At 45.2% G+C, this 14,228-nt stretch carries 22 protein-coding genes and 1 pseudogene; 1 reads left to right on the top strand and 22 read right to left on the bottom strand.

What is annotated here, in order from left to right; translation table 11 throughout:
- Positions 1-49: 49 nt before the first annotated feature.
- Positions 50-742 (bottom strand): phosphoadenylyl-sulfate reductase, encoded by a 693-nt coding sequence (locus ACQ4MX_RS18765; RefSeq protein WP_431086600.1) that lies wholly within the window; start codon positions 740-742, stop codon positions 50-52.
- A gap of 311 nt (positions 743-1,053) precedes the next feature.
- On the opposite strand from ACQ4MX_RS18765, the pseudogene ACQ4MX_RS18760 reads away from it, so the two are divergent.
- Positions 1,054-2,752: pseudogene (locus ACQ4MX_RS18760) on the top strand (NAD-dependent malic enzyme).
- A gap of 366 nt (positions 2,753-3,118) precedes the next feature.
- On the opposite strand, the gene rpsI reads toward ACQ4MX_RS18760, so the two are convergent.
- From rpsI to rplE, 21 genes are all read right to left on the bottom strand, one after another.
- Positions 3,119-3,511: a 30S ribosomal protein S9 gene (gene rpsI / locus ACQ4MX_RS18755; RefSeq protein WP_013312140.1), complete on the bottom strand. Its 393-nt coding sequence runs from the start codon at positions 3,509-3,511 to the stop codon at positions 3,119-3,121.
- A 20-nt stretch (positions 3,512-3,531) separates the two neighbouring features.
- Positions 3,532-3,969, bottom strand: a complete 438-nt coding sequence (gene rplM / locus ACQ4MX_RS18750; RefSeq protein ID WP_014278298.1) for a 50S ribosomal protein L13 — start codon at positions 3,967-3,969, stop codon at positions 3,532-3,534.
- A gap of 183 nt (positions 3,970-4,152) precedes the next feature.
- On the bottom strand, positions 4,153-4,938 hold the full coding sequence (gene truA, locus ACQ4MX_RS18745; RefSeq protein WP_431086598.1) for a tRNA pseudouridine(38-40) synthase TruA: 786 nt from the start codon (positions 4,936-4,938) through the stop codon (positions 4,153-4,155).
- A 150-nt stretch (positions 4,939-5,088) separates the two neighbouring features.
- Positions 5,089-5,454, bottom strand: a complete 366-nt coding sequence (rplQ, locus tag ACQ4MX_RS18740; protein ID WP_013312143.1) for a 50S ribosomal protein L17 — start codon at positions 5,452-5,454, stop codon at positions 5,089-5,091.
- A 34-nt stretch (positions 5,455-5,488) separates the two neighbouring features.
- Positions 5,489-6,433: a DNA-directed RNA polymerase subunit alpha gene (locus ACQ4MX_RS18735; RefSeq protein WP_014278300.1), complete on the bottom strand. Its 945-nt coding sequence runs from the start codon at positions 6,431-6,433 to the stop codon at positions 5,489-5,491.
- A gap of 135 nt (positions 6,434-6,568) precedes the next feature.
- Complete coding sequence (gene rpsK, locus ACQ4MX_RS18730; protein WP_013312144.1) at positions 6,569-6,964, bottom strand: 30S ribosomal protein S11; 396 nt, start codon at positions 6,962-6,964, stop codon at positions 6,569-6,571.
- 19 nt (positions 6,965-6,983) lie between these two features.
- Positions 6,984-7,352, bottom strand: coding sequence for a 30S ribosomal protein S13 (gene rpsM, locus ACQ4MX_RS18725; protein WP_007432560.1), 369 nt, complete (start codon positions 7,350-7,352; stop codon positions 6,984-6,986).
- A gap of 21 nt (positions 7,353-7,373) precedes the next feature.
- The gene (rpmJ, locus tag ACQ4MX_RS18720; RefSeq protein WP_003333770.1) at positions 7,374-7,487 is read right to left on the bottom strand and encodes a 50S ribosomal protein L36; all 114 of its coding nucleotides are present in this window, start codon (positions 7,485-7,487) and stop codon (positions 7,374-7,376) included.
- Positions 7,488-7,604: 117 nt separating this feature from the next.
- A complete protein-coding gene (gene infA / locus ACQ4MX_RS18715; protein ID WP_006212898.1) occupies positions 7,605-7,820 on the bottom strand; it encodes a translation initiation factor IF-1 in 216 nt (71 codons plus the stop codon).
- Positions 7,821-7,822: 2 nt separating this feature from the next.
- Complete coding sequence (locus ACQ4MX_RS18710; protein WP_431086595.1) at positions 7,823-8,131, bottom strand: KOW motif-containing protein; 309 nt, start codon at positions 8,129-8,131, stop codon at positions 7,823-7,825.
- A gap of 9 nt (positions 8,132-8,140) precedes the next feature.
- Positions 8,141-8,680, bottom strand: coding sequence for a M24 family metallopeptidase (locus tag ACQ4MX_RS18705; RefSeq protein WP_431086593.1), 540 nt, complete (start codon positions 8,678-8,680; stop codon positions 8,141-8,143).
- A gap of 5 nt (positions 8,681-8,685) precedes the next feature.
- Positions 8,686-9,330, bottom strand: a complete 645-nt coding sequence (locus tag ACQ4MX_RS18700) for an adenylate kinase (RefSeq protein WP_431086591.1) — start codon at positions 9,328-9,330, stop codon at positions 8,686-8,688.
- Between the two features lie 90 nt (positions 9,331-9,420).
- Positions 9,421-10,719, bottom strand: coding sequence for a preprotein translocase subunit SecY (secY, locus tag ACQ4MX_RS18695; protein ID WP_025685931.1), 1,299 nt, complete (start codon positions 10,717-10,719; stop codon positions 9,421-9,423).
- On the bottom strand, positions 10,719-11,159 hold the full coding sequence (rplO, locus tag ACQ4MX_RS18690; protein ID WP_013312149.1) for a 50S ribosomal protein L15: 441 nt from the start codon (positions 11,157-11,159) through the stop codon (positions 10,719-10,721). The genes secY and rplO overlap by 1 nt, the downstream gene beginning before the upstream one ends.
- A gap of 43 nt (positions 11,160-11,202) precedes the next feature.
- The gene (rpmD, locus tag ACQ4MX_RS18685) at positions 11,203-11,388 is read right to left on the bottom strand and encodes a 50S ribosomal protein L30 (RefSeq protein ID WP_014278305.1); all 186 of its coding nucleotides are present in this window, start codon (positions 11,386-11,388) and stop codon (positions 11,203-11,205) included.
- 12 nt (positions 11,389-11,400) lie between these two features.
- Positions 11,401-11,898: a 30S ribosomal protein S5 gene (gene rpsE, locus ACQ4MX_RS18680; RefSeq protein ID WP_013312151.1), complete on the bottom strand. Its 498-nt coding sequence runs from the start codon at positions 11,896-11,898 to the stop codon at positions 11,401-11,403.
- A 27-nt stretch (positions 11,899-11,925) separates the two neighbouring features.
- Positions 11,926-12,294 carry a 50S ribosomal protein L18 gene (gene rplR, locus ACQ4MX_RS18675; protein WP_431086587.1) on the bottom strand — a complete coding sequence of 123 codons (369 nt, stop codon included), beginning with the start codon at positions 12,292-12,294 and terminating at the stop codon, positions 11,926-11,928.
- A 115-nt stretch (positions 12,295-12,409) separates the two neighbouring features.
- On the bottom strand, positions 12,410-12,952 hold the full coding sequence (gene rplF / locus ACQ4MX_RS18670) for a 50S ribosomal protein L6 (RefSeq protein ID WP_014278307.1): 543 nt from the start codon (positions 12,950-12,952) through the stop codon (positions 12,410-12,412).
- 33 nt (positions 12,953-12,985) lie between these two features.
- Positions 12,986-13,384, bottom strand: coding sequence for a 30S ribosomal protein S8 (gene rpsH / locus ACQ4MX_RS18665; RefSeq protein ID WP_014278308.1), 399 nt, complete (start codon positions 13,382-13,384; stop codon positions 12,986-12,988).
- 32 nt (positions 13,385-13,416) lie between these two features.
- The gene (locus ACQ4MX_RS18660; protein ID WP_013312154.1) at positions 13,417-13,602 is read right to left on the bottom strand and encodes a type Z 30S ribosomal protein S14; all 186 of its coding nucleotides are present in this window, start codon (positions 13,600-13,602) and stop codon (positions 13,417-13,419) included.
- A gap of 76 nt (positions 13,603-13,678) precedes the next feature.
- Positions 13,679-14,224, bottom strand: a complete 546-nt coding sequence (gene rplE, locus ACQ4MX_RS18655) for a 50S ribosomal protein L5 (RefSeq protein WP_025685933.1) — start codon at positions 14,222-14,224, stop codon at positions 13,679-13,681.
- Positions 14,225-14,228: the final 4 nt, after the last annotated feature.

The following is a 14,228-nucleotide window of genomic DNA, read 5'->3' as shown; positions in this document are numbered from 1 at the left end:
TGCACTTCCTTTCTGTTCATAAATGAGATTGACAGCTACTTGTTTATCGTTATTGATGGAGTCCACATTCCGTTTTCTCACTGCCTGACCAGCGACCAGCACGAGGATCTTCGCCTGAAAGGACTTCACGCGTACATTGCTCACAACCGATGCTGGGATAGTTACGATCATGTAGCGGATTATACAGCACTTTATGTGTATGAATATAGTTCCACACGTCCTCTGATGTCCAGCTCGCCAACGGGTTGAATTTAACGAGACCGAATTTTTCGTCATATTCTATCTTTTTTGCATTTGCACGGGTAGGAGCCTGATCTCGGCGGATCCCAGTAATCCATGCATCGTATTGCGATAAAATACGTGTCAGCGGCTCTACTTTACGTATACCACAGCATGTGTTGGGATCTGATTTCCAAAGCTCTTCTCCATGCTTGGCCGCTTGCTCTTCCGGAGTAATTAAGGGAGATACCCGCACAAAATCCATGTTGTATTTTTCCTTCATCTGATCACGCGTATCGTACGTTTCTTGAAAATGAAAGTCAGTGTCCAAATAAAAAACATCACTGGAGGGACTAATTTTTTGCAGCATATCTACAAGCACTACATCCTCCGCCCCAAAGCTACAAGCAAAGGTAAGATTCGGAAACGTATGAACAGCATACTGAATAATTTCCTCAGGCGTAGCCTCTTCCAGCTCAATTGCCTTGACTTTGATCAACTCTTCTTTCTCCAACAAGTTCATTTTCAATGCGCCTCCATATGAAGATTCATAAATAAATTCCAGCATTCCAATACCGACTAAACTAATAAGAATAAATAAAGTATAAAACTTTCATGTGCATTGTCAATCCAAGGGATTGTGTCCTTATGCATACAATCTTTGGCCCTAAAAATGTAGAATCGTTGCCCTGCAAGCATTTTATAACCCTATCCTCCGTATCCAACCAAGTTCATTGACTTTATATAAAATATTCTTATACAATACATTTGGAAATCATCCTAAAGTTACTTGGTAACTAAAAGTAATCAGTCATAGAAAGAAGGTTCGCTTGAATGGAAGCTTTTTACGTCAACAAAGACGGTTCGCTCGCTACTCCGCTCAAAGGAAAAGATGTACTCGCCAATCCGCTTTTAAACAAGGGTGTCGCCTTTACACCGAATGAACGGAAGGAGTTGGGGCTTGAAGGTATACTGCCTCCGACGGTCCTGACCTTGGAAGAGCAGGCCGAACGTGCGTACAAGCAGTTTCTCGCTCAACCAACCACGCTGCGTAAGAATGCTTCGTTGAATGACTTGATAATCGAAATGTGGTCTTATACTATCGTCTCCTTACGGATCACCTGAGCGAAATGCTTCCGATTGTCTATACACCAACCGTAGGTCAAGCTATTCAGGAATACAGCCATGAGTTTCATCGTCCCGGTGGGGTATATCTTTCCATTAATAATGTGGACGCATCGCACAGGCTTTTGCCAACATGCAATTGAGCGCTGACAATGTAGACTTAATCGTGGTTACTGACTCCGAAAGCATACTCGGTATCGGGAATTGGGGTGTGGGAGGCATTAAGATCGCCATAGGTAAGTTAGTGGTGTATACAGCGGCAGCTGGTATTAATCCGGGGCGTGTGCTACCTGTCGTTTTAGATGTTGGGACGAACAATGAAAAAACTGCTACAAGACCCTCTCTACATCGGTAATCGACAACAGCGGGTGCGTGGAGAGCAGTATACCGTTTAATTGAAGCGTTTGTACAGCATACATTGGGACAGTTCCCGAAGGCACTTCCTCATTGGGAAGATATGGGTAATGTTAATGCCCGTAATATTATGGAAAAGTACGGAGAACATATTCTCACGTTTAATGATGACATACAAGGAACGGGTGCGGTTACATTAGCAGCTGTTATTTCGGCGTTAAAGGTGACGGGAATTCCGCTGCAGAAGCAACGTATTCTTATTTTTGGCCCCGGTGCTGCAGGGATTGGAAATGCCGACCAAATTCGAGATGCTATGATGAAGCAAGGACTATCTGAGAAGGAAAGCAGCCAACGTTTTTGGACTTATGATTACCGAGGGCTGTTAACCGAGGGGATGGAGAATATATTCGATTTTCAAAAGCCCTATCTACGTTCCGAAGACGAAGTACGTTCATGGGCACGGTCCGATGACGGTAAAATTACTCTGCTTGAGGTCATTCGTCAGATTAAGCCTACTATACTGATAGGCACCTCAGGTGTCCACGGGGCTTTCTCAGAGAAAATTATAAAAGAAATGGCTAACCACGTTGAACGGCCTATCATTATGCCTATGTCTAACCCTACAGCGCTCGCAGAGGCAATTCCAGAGGATCTGATCCGCTGGACACAAGGTAGGGCGCTTATCGCTACTGGAAGCCCCTTTGAGCCTGCTACCTATGAAGGGACGGTTTATGAGATTGGACAATCGAACAATGCATTTGTGTTCCCAGGATTGGGGCTTGGCGCGATTGCAGTACAGGCCAAGACGATCACTGGAAGTATGTTTACTGCCGCTGCAAATGCTGTAGCCGAGATGGTGGACAGCACTAAACCCGGAAGCGCCCTTCTCCCCAGTGTACACAAGCTGAAAGAGGTATCCTTTGCTGTAGCCTTAGCTGTGGCCAAAGCAGCTATACAGGACGGTACAGCCAGTGTCCAACCAGATCATATAGAGCAGTCGCTTCGTGAACTCATGTGGAGACCGAACTATAGACGTATAACTGCGCTAAGCTAAGACGATTATACGGAAGTATGTTAAGTATTCACTTCTTGTTGTATTTAGTCACAGGTTATGAACATAACGGGATAACTGGATTTGAAATAAACAAATACGATTGTGCATAATATAACTGCCTTTGATCACAACGTGGACAACTTCGAGTGTTCCTTGCAATCAAGGCGGTTATTTTGTGTCCATACGGCTTTATAATTCACTCCTACCCTTTACTATCTGGTTACATAAAGGGTTGAGGATGAATCAAACATTCTAGTTAGGGCAGCTGTAGCACTTATCCACATGTGGATATTTTTTTAAAAAATATTTATAAAATCAAAAAAAGAACCCTTTCCATAAGGAAAAGGTTCTTCTGTATTCGAAATATTAACGTTTCGAGAACTGTGGTGCACGACGAGCGGCTTTGAGACCGTATTTTTTACGTTCTTTCATACGTGGATCACGAGTCAGGAATCCTGCTTTTTTCAAAGCTGGACGGAATTCCGGATCTGCTTTCAGCAGAGCACGGGAAATACCGTGGCGAATTGCGCCTGCTTGACCAGAGATACCACCACCATGAGCGATAACGAGTACGTCATAGCTACCCACTGTTTCAGTCAGGTTCAATGGTTGTTTTACGATCAGTTTGAGTGTTTCCAAACCGAAATATTCATTAATATCACGCTTGTTGATGACAATGCGTCCTTCACCCGGTACGAGACGAACACGAGCTACCGAATGTTTACGACGACCTGTCCCATAGTATTGTACTTGTGCCATGAAACTGTCCTCCCTTTTAATTATCCGCGAAGTTCGTAAACTTCAGGTTTTTGTGCTGCATGTGGATGCTCTGCGCCTTTGTAAGCTTTAAGTCTCAGCTTCATTTTCTCGCCTTGACGAGTTTTAGGAAGCATACCGTGAACAGCCAATTCCAGCATACGCTCAGGCTTGTTCTTAACCATGTCTTGTGCAACCGTTACTTTCAGACCACCCGGATGCAGGGAGTGACGGTAGTATTTCTTCTTCTCCATTTTCTTACCAGTCAATACGATTTTCTCCGCATTGATTACAACAACAAAATCACCTGTGTCCACATGTGGTGTAAACTGTGGCTTGTGTTTGCCGCGAATCAACGCAGCCGCTTCGCTTGCCAGACGGCCGAGCGTTTTGCCTTCGGCATCAATGATGTGCCAGTTGCGCTCAACTTCATTTGGCTTCGCCATATACGTAGTACGCATGAAAAGTTTCCTCCTTAAGTTCGTTAACAGAAATCATCATTTATCTTCGTTCGTTAAGTTGCTGCATTATTGATGGATTAGATGTTGTTTGAAAGTGATCGTCTTAATTGGGGCTGTGGGAAAGCCATTAAGAAAACACAACTTTTATATTACAGGATAACCATCAATTCTGCAAGGGTAAAATCAATGTTTTTTGATGTTTTCGTCGTACTCCACATTCCAGAGAATCAAAGCATGTCCAACAGCCGTAGGACCGGCCTTTGAGCGATTCTTGGCTTCTAAAATGGAAGGAATATCACCCGCCGATTTTTTGCCTTCTCCCACTTCCAGCAAAGTTCCCATAATGATCCGAACCATGTGCTGCAAAAAACCGCTGCCAGTAATATAAGTATGAATAATTCCCTGATCATCCGAATCCGGACGTGAAAAGGAATGGTCTACCATCATGTAGGCTTCGTAAATTGTACGGACATGGTTCGTTTTCTGGGAACGTCGGGATGCGAACGATGTATAGTCAAAAGTGCCGATCAAATGGGCCAGCCCTTCCTCCATCGCTCGTATATCCAAACTCGTCGGGTGATGTGCCTGTGTACGACGGTGAAAGATGTCCGGAAACCGGTTCGCATTAATGCTGTACCGATACGTCTTCCGCTTCGCCATACGGCGTGCATGAAAGGACAACGGCACCTCTTTCGCATCCGTAACGATGATATCACGAGGAAGCCAGGCATTGAGTGCCAGACACCAGCGCTGTACCGGAATCGGTGATTCAGTATGAAAATTGAATACCTGTCCATATGCATGTACACCTGCGTCTGTGCGGCCTGAGCCTGTGATTTTAAGACGTTCGCCCGTCAATGAGTAAATAGCATTTTCAAGATAGTCCTGAATGGTATTACCACTGGGCTGCGTCTGAAAGCCATCATAGCGGGTTCCGTCATAGTTCACCTTCATGCACAAGTTCCGCATGTCTCTCACACCTTTGCGGGGTATTCACTGGCCTTATAAGGAATAACCGTACATAACAAAGGAGAAGCCCCTCAAGGACTCCTCCAAGAGAAAAAAAGGGTTGTTCAGAATCAAGCTGATTCTGTCCACCCTTCCCTCATCTTCGCCTGTTTACGCGCGGTCAACCAGTTCCAGATATACCATTGGAGCGGCATCGCCACGACGAGGTCCCAATTTCAGGATACGAGTGTATCCACCTGGACGCTCAGTGTAACGTGTAGCCAATTCGCTAAACAGCTTTTGGATTGCATCCTGCTCACCATCCAAAGTTTCACGGCGAACGAACGCAGCCACTTGACGGCGTGCGTGCAGATCTCCTTTTTTCGCTTTAGTGATCAGTTTTTCAGCAATAGAACGAACTTCTTTCGCTTTAGCCTCAGTAGTTTGGATACGCTCGTACAAGAACAAATCGGTTACCAAATCACGAAACAAAGCTTTACGGGCACTGGAGTTACGGCCCAATTTTTGGTATGCCATGTAGTTTCCCCTCCTTCACAAAAACGTTGCTGTACTATTCTTCCGTACGAAGTCCTAAACCAAGTTCCTCGAGCTTCTCTTGTACTTCTTCCAAAGATTTGCGGCCCAGGTTGCGGACCTTCATCATATCTTCTTCAGATTTAGTAGTGAGTTCTTGTACCGTATTGATACCAGCGCGCTTAAGGCAGTTATAGGAACGGACGGAGAGATCCAGCTCTTCGATCGTCATTTCAAGAACTTTTTCTTTCTTGTCTTCTTCTTTTTCGACCATAATTTCCGCATCTTTTGCTTCGTCAGTTAGACCTACGAACAACATCACATGCTCGGTCAAAATTTTTGCTCCAAGGCTTACTGCTTCCTCAGGGCGGATACTTCCGTCAGTCCAAACCTCAAGTGTCAGCTTGTCATAATTCGTAACCTGGCCGACACGCGTATTTTCTATGCCATAGTTCACGCGTGAAATCGGAGTGTAGATGGAGTCGACGGGAATGACGCCGATCGGCTGGTCATCACGTTTATTCCGATCCTGCTTAACGTAACCGCGACCGCGATTGGCGAAAATACGCATGTGAAGTCTCGAACCCGGTCCGAGCGTAGCAATGTGAAGATCCGGATTAAGAATTTCCACATCACTGTCCGCACGGATATCTCCTGCCGTTACAACTCCTTCGCCTTCCGCATCGATTTCGAGTACCTTCTCTTCATCCGAGTGGATTTTAAGCGATAAAGCTTTCAGGTTCAGTATGATCTCCGTTACGTCTTCCTTCACACCGGGAACCGTTGCAAATTCGTGCAAAACTCCATCGATCTGAACCGATGTGACTGCTGCCCCCGGTAACGAGGATAACAGAATACGGCGAAGCGAGTTTCCTAGCGTCGTACCGTACCCGCGTTCCAGCGGTTCTACTACGAATTTTCCATAGGTGCCATCATCATTGACGTCTACCGTCTCAATTTTCGGCTTTTCGATTTCTATCACTGCAATATCCCTCCTTCAAAACGTCGCTCCTATATGAAACATTCACCTTATCCATAGTCTATCATGCAGTATGCCTAAACATCCATTCTTGGCAGTTTGCGCCGGATTTATACTACACGCAGAGGAGAAATCTCATTAGACGCGACGACGTTTTGGAGGACGGCATCCGTTATGAGGTACCGGAGTTACGTCTTTAATCAGGTTAACTTCCAGTCCAGCTGCTTGCAAAGAGCGGATTGCTGCTTCGCGTCCTGCGCCTGGTCCTTTAACCATGACTTCGACAGTCTTCATGCCGTGTTCCATTGCAGCTTTAGCAGCAGTTTCTGCGGCCATTTGAGCTGCGAATGGAGTAGATTTACGGGAACCACGGAATCCCATGCCGCCTGAGCTGGCCCAAGAGATTGCGTTACCGTGTGGATCTGTGATCGTAACGATCGTGTTGTTGAACGTGGAACGGATGTGTGCCACGCCAGTCTCGATATTTTTACGGTCACGGCGTTTTGTACGTACAACTTTTTTCGGTTTAGCCATTGAATGTTATCCTCCCTTCTTATTTCTTTTTGTTCGCTACAGTCCGACGAGGACCTTTACGGGTACGAGCATTAGTTTTGGTACGTTGTCCGCGAACAGGCAATCCACGACGGTGACGAACACCACGGTAGCAGCCAATCTCAGTCAGACGTTTAATATTTAAGGAAATTTCACGACGCAGATCGCCTTCTACTTTAACTTCTTTGTCGATCGTTTCACGTAATTTGCTCACTTCATCTTCAGTCAAATCACGAACACGCGTGTTTGCACTGATGCCTGTTTCCTTCAAAATTTTCTGAGAAGTCGTTTTACCGATTCCGAAAATGTAAGTCAAGGCGATCTCAACGCGTTTGTCACGTGGCAAATCCACACCAGCTATACGAGCCATTTTACGCTACACCCCCTTCTATTAACCTTGTTTTTGTTTGTGTTTCGGATTTTCGCAAATAACCATTACATTCCCTTTACGGCGAATGACTTTGCATTTCTCGCAAATAGGTTTTACAGAAGGTCTTACCTTCATGTTGATTACCTCCTCCAAGCTTTACCCTGGTAAAACTCGCTTCGTGAACATTCACATCGTTTTGCCGAGCAAAACAAGTTTTTTTAAATGACGTACGTTTAATTAAACCTGCATGAATTACTTGCGGTACGTAATACGGCCTTTAGTTAAATCGTAAGGCGATAACTGTACAACCACCTTGTCGCCTGTCAAAATACGGATAAAGTGCATCCGCAGTTTTCCGGAAACATGTGCAAGAATTTGATGACCGTTCTCCAGCTCTACCTTGAACGTAGCGTTCGGCAGTGGCTCGATTACCGTACCTTCAACCTCAATGACATCTTCTTTGGCCAAAGTCAGTCTCCTTTCTCTTCAGCTTGGTATTCGGACGACTCCAAGAAAGTTTTCACTGCATGACGCAGCTTTCCATTTGTCACCCGACCGCTTTCGTTTAAACTGTTTACAACCTCGCAACTAATCTTGGGCTGAGGCATCAGATGAAGAACGTTTTTCTTCTTCGACTGATCAAACTTTCGTTTGTCCCCATCCGCAATATATACAAACCTGCTGTCCGCTATAGAAACGACAACCGCAATCTGTCCGACATCTCTGCCTTTCAGAATCTTCACCAGCTGACCGATTTGCAGGTTTCCTTGCTGAATCATTCAAATCACCTACGCACTCAGTTTCGTGAAAATGTCCATGCCGTCCGTTGTGACCGCCACCGCTTGCTCGTTACGAGCACGAGAGGCCACGTTCACCGTTACGACCGTCCAGTTGTCTTCCAGCGCCCCCACATGGCGATAACCTATATGAACTATGAGTTCAATAGCTAGCACCATGCCAGTTTTCAGCCTCGGCCCCTGTTCGGGAATACCACGGTTTGGATTCTCAATATATTGCCGAATGGCATGCGACATTGTAAACTGGCGAGTCTTCGCGATGATATCGCCTTTGTTTAACTTGCGTTTGCCGGGAAATCCGTGCACCAGTTGTTCGTTGACTGAAGCGCAAATGCTGGCAGGAAAACCGTTATAACCTTTAAAAGACGGCACAGCTCCTTGACTGCGAATATACCGATCAGCTAAATGATCAAGTTCACCGGTCGTCATACCGGGCTCGATGTGTTCCACCAAGAAATGATTCGTTTCCGTATCCACTCTCTCAGCTTTCCTCATAAAGCTTAATTCCGTCCCCGACTTGCAAATGATCATTACAGCTAACCCCGCAACAAGGACACGATATTTTTGGAAACCACATCAATATCCTGTTCTCCGTCAATATGACGCAGAAGATTCTGGTTCTCATAAAACGTGAGGAGTGGTGCTGTTTTATTACTATATTCGTCAAGTCGTGTTCTTACGCTATCCTCGTTATCGTCAGGGCGCTGATAGAGCTCCCCGCCATCTTTATCGCAAATGCCTTCAACCTTCGGAGGATTAAAGACAACATGATAGCTAGTTCCACAGATTTTGCAAACTCGCCGTCCTGTGATTCGTACCAACAATTTGTCACGATCCACTTTCAGGTCGATGACATCATCAAGCTTCGTATCCAAACGGCCCAAAATTTGATCCAAGGCTTCAGCCTGAGCCAAAGTTCTTGGAAAACCGTCCAGCAAGAAACCTTTCTTACAGTCCGGCTGTTGCAGCCGCTCTTCAACGATGCCAATCGTTACATCATCCGGAACAAGTTCACCCTTGTCGATATATTCCTTGGCTTTAATGCCAATAGGTGTTCCCTGTTTCATCGCCAGGCGAAACGCGTCACCTGTCGAGATATGAGGAATGCCGAATTCCTTCACAATGACATCTGCTTGTGTACCTTTACCAGCCCCCGGAGGGCCCATGATTAAAATATTCACAATCTGTCACTCCTCAAGACGACCCCTACACAAGAAACAGCACAAAAGGTGCCGGTAAGTATGCGAACATCCTAAGCCGGAACCTGTTGCCTATTTGTTGATGAAGCCTTTGTAATGGCGTTTGATCAGTTGGCTTTCGATCTGCTTCATCGTATCCAATGCTACACCGATAATGATGAGCAATGAAGTACCGCCAATTTGCACGGAACGAGGCAAGCCCGAAAGCGAACCGAAGAATACCGGCAATACGGATATGACTGCCAGGAACAAAGCTCCTGTCATTGTCAAACGTGACATTACTCGTGTCAGGTATTTCTCCGTGGCTTTACCCGGGCGAATTCCCGGAATATAACCGCCGTTTTTCTTCATATTGTCGGCCATTTGCTGCGGATTCATCTGTACAAAGGTATAGAAGAATGTGAAACCGATAATCATTACGACATACAAAACCATACCCAGCGGCTTGTCATAATACAAGTAAGTGGTAATCCACTTCGCCCAAGCATGATCTGCCCAAAAACTCGCAATAATTGTCGGGAATTGCAGCAATGATACCGCAAAGATTACCGGAATAACGCCTGCCGCATTAATTTTCATCGGAATATGCGTATTCTGGCCACCGTACATTTTGTTACCAACTACACGTTTGGCGTATTGTACCGGGATTTTCCGAATACCTTGCTGGATGTAGATAACACCCACAATAATCAGAATAATCACCAAGGCAATAATAATTGCCTTCAGAATATTCATAAACAGTTGATCTGCCTGAATAAACTGGGATTCTACAACCGTCCGAATATGTCTTGGAATACCTGCCGCGATCCCTGCAAAGATAACGATAGAGATACCGTTGCCGATTCCCTTTTCGGTAATTTGCTCACCTAGCCACATAAGGAACGTAGTTCCTGCTGTAAGCACAATAGCTATTACCAGATAATCTGCAAAAGTGGCTCCTGGAATCATCGCTGCACCATACAGTCGGTTAAAGCCGATCGACGTTCCGAATGCTTGAATCAAGCCCAGTATTACCGTACCATACCGTGTAAGTTGAGCCAACTTCTTTTTACCATGCTCTCCTTGTTTAGCCCATTCCGCAAGTTTCGGAATAACGTCCATTGACAGCAACTGTACAATGATGGACGCTGTAATATATGGCATAATCCCGAGGGCGAAGATCGAGAACTGATACAAAGCGCCCCCTGAGAAGGTGTTAAGGAGTCCAAACAACTCGCTTCCTGCCTGATCCTGAGAAGTAAAGACTTGCTTGTTCACGCCGGGAACCGGCACGAAGGAGCCAATACGATATACAAACAGTATAAACAGGGTAAACAGGATTCGGGTTCTAAGATCCTCAACCCGCCATATATTTTTCAGGGTCTTGAACATTAGATCACCTCGGTTTTACCGCCGGCAGCTTCAATTTTCTCTACCGCAGATTGAGAGAACTTGTTCGCTTTAACTGTCAATTTCACAGTGATTTCACCGTTACCCAGAATTTTAATTCCGGATTTCGCGTTTTTCACAATGCCATTGTTCAGCAAAAACTCAGGGCTTACTTCTGTACCCGCTGCAAAACTGTTCAAATCTTCGATATTCAAAACCGCATACTCTTTACGAGTAGGATTTACGAAACCGCGTTTAGGCAAGCGACGATACAGTGGGTTTTGACCACCCTCGAAGCCCGGACGTACACCACCGCCGGAACGAGCGTTTTGACCCTTATGACCACGACCAGAAGTTTTACCCGTACCGCTACTAGGACCACGACCCAAACGTTTACGTTCTTTGCGGGAGCCTGGAGCTGGGGAAAGCTCATGTAACTTCATCGTTCGTTGCACCTCCTTGATTATTGTTAAAATGCTTTATTTCCTATGCCTCGATTTCTTTAACAGAAACCAAATGGCTAACTTGATTGATCATCCCGCGAATCGCTGGATTGTCGGGTTGAATTACTTTATGGTTGATTTTACGCAAGCCGAGCGTTTTAACAGTCGTTCTTTGTGTACCAGGACGACCGATCAACGAACGAACGAGGGTAATTTCTAATTTCGCCATGACATTCCCTCCTTAGCCCAGCAGCTCTTCGATGGATTTGCCGCGCAATTTTGCAACTTCTTCAGCGCGTTTCAAGCGGGACAAACCTTCCAATGTCGCATTGACCATGTTCATGGAATTCGAAGAACCCAGAGATTTTGTCAAGATATCACCTACACCAGCAAGTTCCAGTACAGCACGAACCGGACCGCCAGCGATAACTCCAGTACCTTCCGATGCCGGTTTCAACAGAACCCGGCCAGCACCGAACTTACCTGTAACAAGGTGAGGAATAGTTGTTCCTACAAGCGGAACGTGAACCAAGTTTTTCTTAGCATCTTCAATACCTTTGCGAATCGCATCAGGTACTTCGCCAGCTTTACCGATTCCGGCGCCTACCCAGCCGTTACCGTCGCCTACTACTACCAGAGCACTAAAGCTGAAACGGCGTCCGCCTTTGACAACTTTAGCTACACGATTAATATTTACTACTCTTTCAGTCAGTTCCAAAGTGTTCGGATCTACACGCAAGTCGTTAACCTCCTTTTGAGAAATGTCTTAGAATTCAAGGCCTGCTTCGCGAGCTGCATCAGCCAAAGCCTGAATCCGTCCATGATACAAGTATCCACCACGGTCAAATACGATGTTAGCATGACCTTGTTCTTTTGCACGTTTAGCAACGAGTTCGCCAACCTTACTAGCTGCCTCTACGCTACCACCGTTTTTGATCTCACTGCTCAGTTCTTTATCCATAGTGGATGCAGATACCAATGTTACACCAGCTACATCATCAATCAATTGTGCGTAGATATGTTTGGAAGAACGGAATACGTTCAAACGAGGACGCAAAGCCGTACCTTCGATTTTCTTACGTACACGCAGATGTCTTCTGACACGTGCTTTATTTTTATCTTGTTTTGTAATCATCTTAAGTTTTCACTCCCTTCAGTTTGCCTTTTAAAGCTTTATACTAAGACGCACTGGGTAAAAAAGAAGTACGAAGTCTTTCCGGCAGAAAGACCGCACAAAGTCGGTAAGAAACTTATTTCTTCTTACCGGCTTTACCTTCTTTACGAATGATGCGCTCGCCTTCGTATTTAATCCCTTTACCTTTGTACGGCTCAGGTTCACGAACGGAACGGATTTTAGCAGCATAGGCACCTACACGCTCTTTATCAATTCCGCGAACGATGATTTTAGTGTTCGAAGGAACTTCGAATTCGATGCCCGCTTCCGGTGTGATTTCAACCGGGTGAGAGTATCCAACGTTCAGAACGATTTTATCTCCGGATTTGCTTGCACGATATCCGACCCCAACCAGCTCCAGAGATTTTGAAAATCCTTCAGTTACACCACTTACCATGTTGTTGACAACGCTGCGGGTTGTTCCATGCAAAGAGCGGTGAAGTTTGTTGTCCGAAGGACGAATTACGTTGATTTCATTGTTTTCCACAGTAACGGACATGTCTTTATGAAGCTCACGAGTCAATGTTCCTTTAGGACCTTTAACTGTGATCGCTGTGTTGTTCAAAGTTACGTCAACACCACTTGGTACTGTGATTGGCTTACGACCAATACGGGACATATCTGTTGCACCTCCTATCTTTTAAACGTTATCTTACCAAACGTAGCAAACCACTTCTCCGCCGGCTTTAGACTGACGTGCTTCTTTGTCGGTCATGATACCTTTGGATGTCGAAATGATCGCAATCCCGAGTCCACCCAGAACGCGTGGAATTTCGTTGCTCTTCGTGTAAACACGAAGACCTGGTTTACTGATTCTTTTCAAACCTGTAATAACACGTTCGTTGTTTGCACCGTATTTCAAGAAAACACGGATGATCCCTTGTTTGCTATCTTCAACAAATTCCGCATCACGAATGAATCCTTCACGTTTCAGGATGTCGGCGATTTGTTTTTTCATTGTAGATGCAGGCATTTCTACTGTTTCGTGACGAACTGTGTTCGCGTTACGAATACGAGTAAGCATATCTGCAATTGGATCAGACATAGTCATTGTGTATAAACCTCCTTCCCAAACAGGACTTTTTACCAGCTTGCTTTTTTCACGCCAGGAATCTGGCCTTTATAAGCTAATTCACGGAAGCAAATTCTGCAGATCTTAAACTTTTGCAGTACCGAATGTGGACGACCACAACGCTCGCAACGAGTATAAGCACGAACTTTAAACTTTGGTGTGCGTTGTTGTTTGACTTTCATTGAAGTTTTTGCCACTTAGCCTGACACCTCCTAAATAGTTTCGGAGAACAGGGTGTCTCTTATATCAGACGCCCAAAACGTTATGCCAACATTACTTTGCGAAAGGCATGCCCAGTTGAGTCAGAAGCTCACGGGACTCTTCGTCAGTTTTGGCAGTCGTTACGATAACGATGTCCATACCACGAACTTTATCAACTTGATCGTACTCGATTTCCGGGAAGATCAATTGTTCTTTCAGACCAAGCGTGTAGTTACCACGTCCGTCGAAAGCTTTTGTTGAAACACCATGGAAGTCACGTACGCGAGGAAGCGTGATATTGAACAATTTGTCCAAGAAATAATACATACGCTCGCCACGAAGTGTTACCTTAACACCGATCGGCATGTTTTCACGCAATTTAAAACCTGCAATAGATTTTTTTGCGCGAGTGATTACTGGTTTTTGACCAGCGATCAACTGCATGTCGCTCACAGCCGAATCGAGAACTTTGGAGTTTTGGACAGCGTCGCCAACACCCATGTTGATTACAACTTTCTCGATTTTAGGCACTTGCATTACTGATGTATAGCTAAACTTCTGCATCAAGGCAGGAGTAATTTCTTTCAAGAAACGTTCTTTCATTCTTGTAGTTGCCATGAAT

It is taken from the genome of Paenibacillus sp. 8b26, assembly GCF_050626875.1.
Classification (GTDB): domain Bacteria; phylum Bacillota; class Bacilli; order Paenibacillales; family Paenibacillaceae; genus Paenibacillus.
This window is presented reverse-complemented; position numbering and strand designations above follow the sequence as displayed.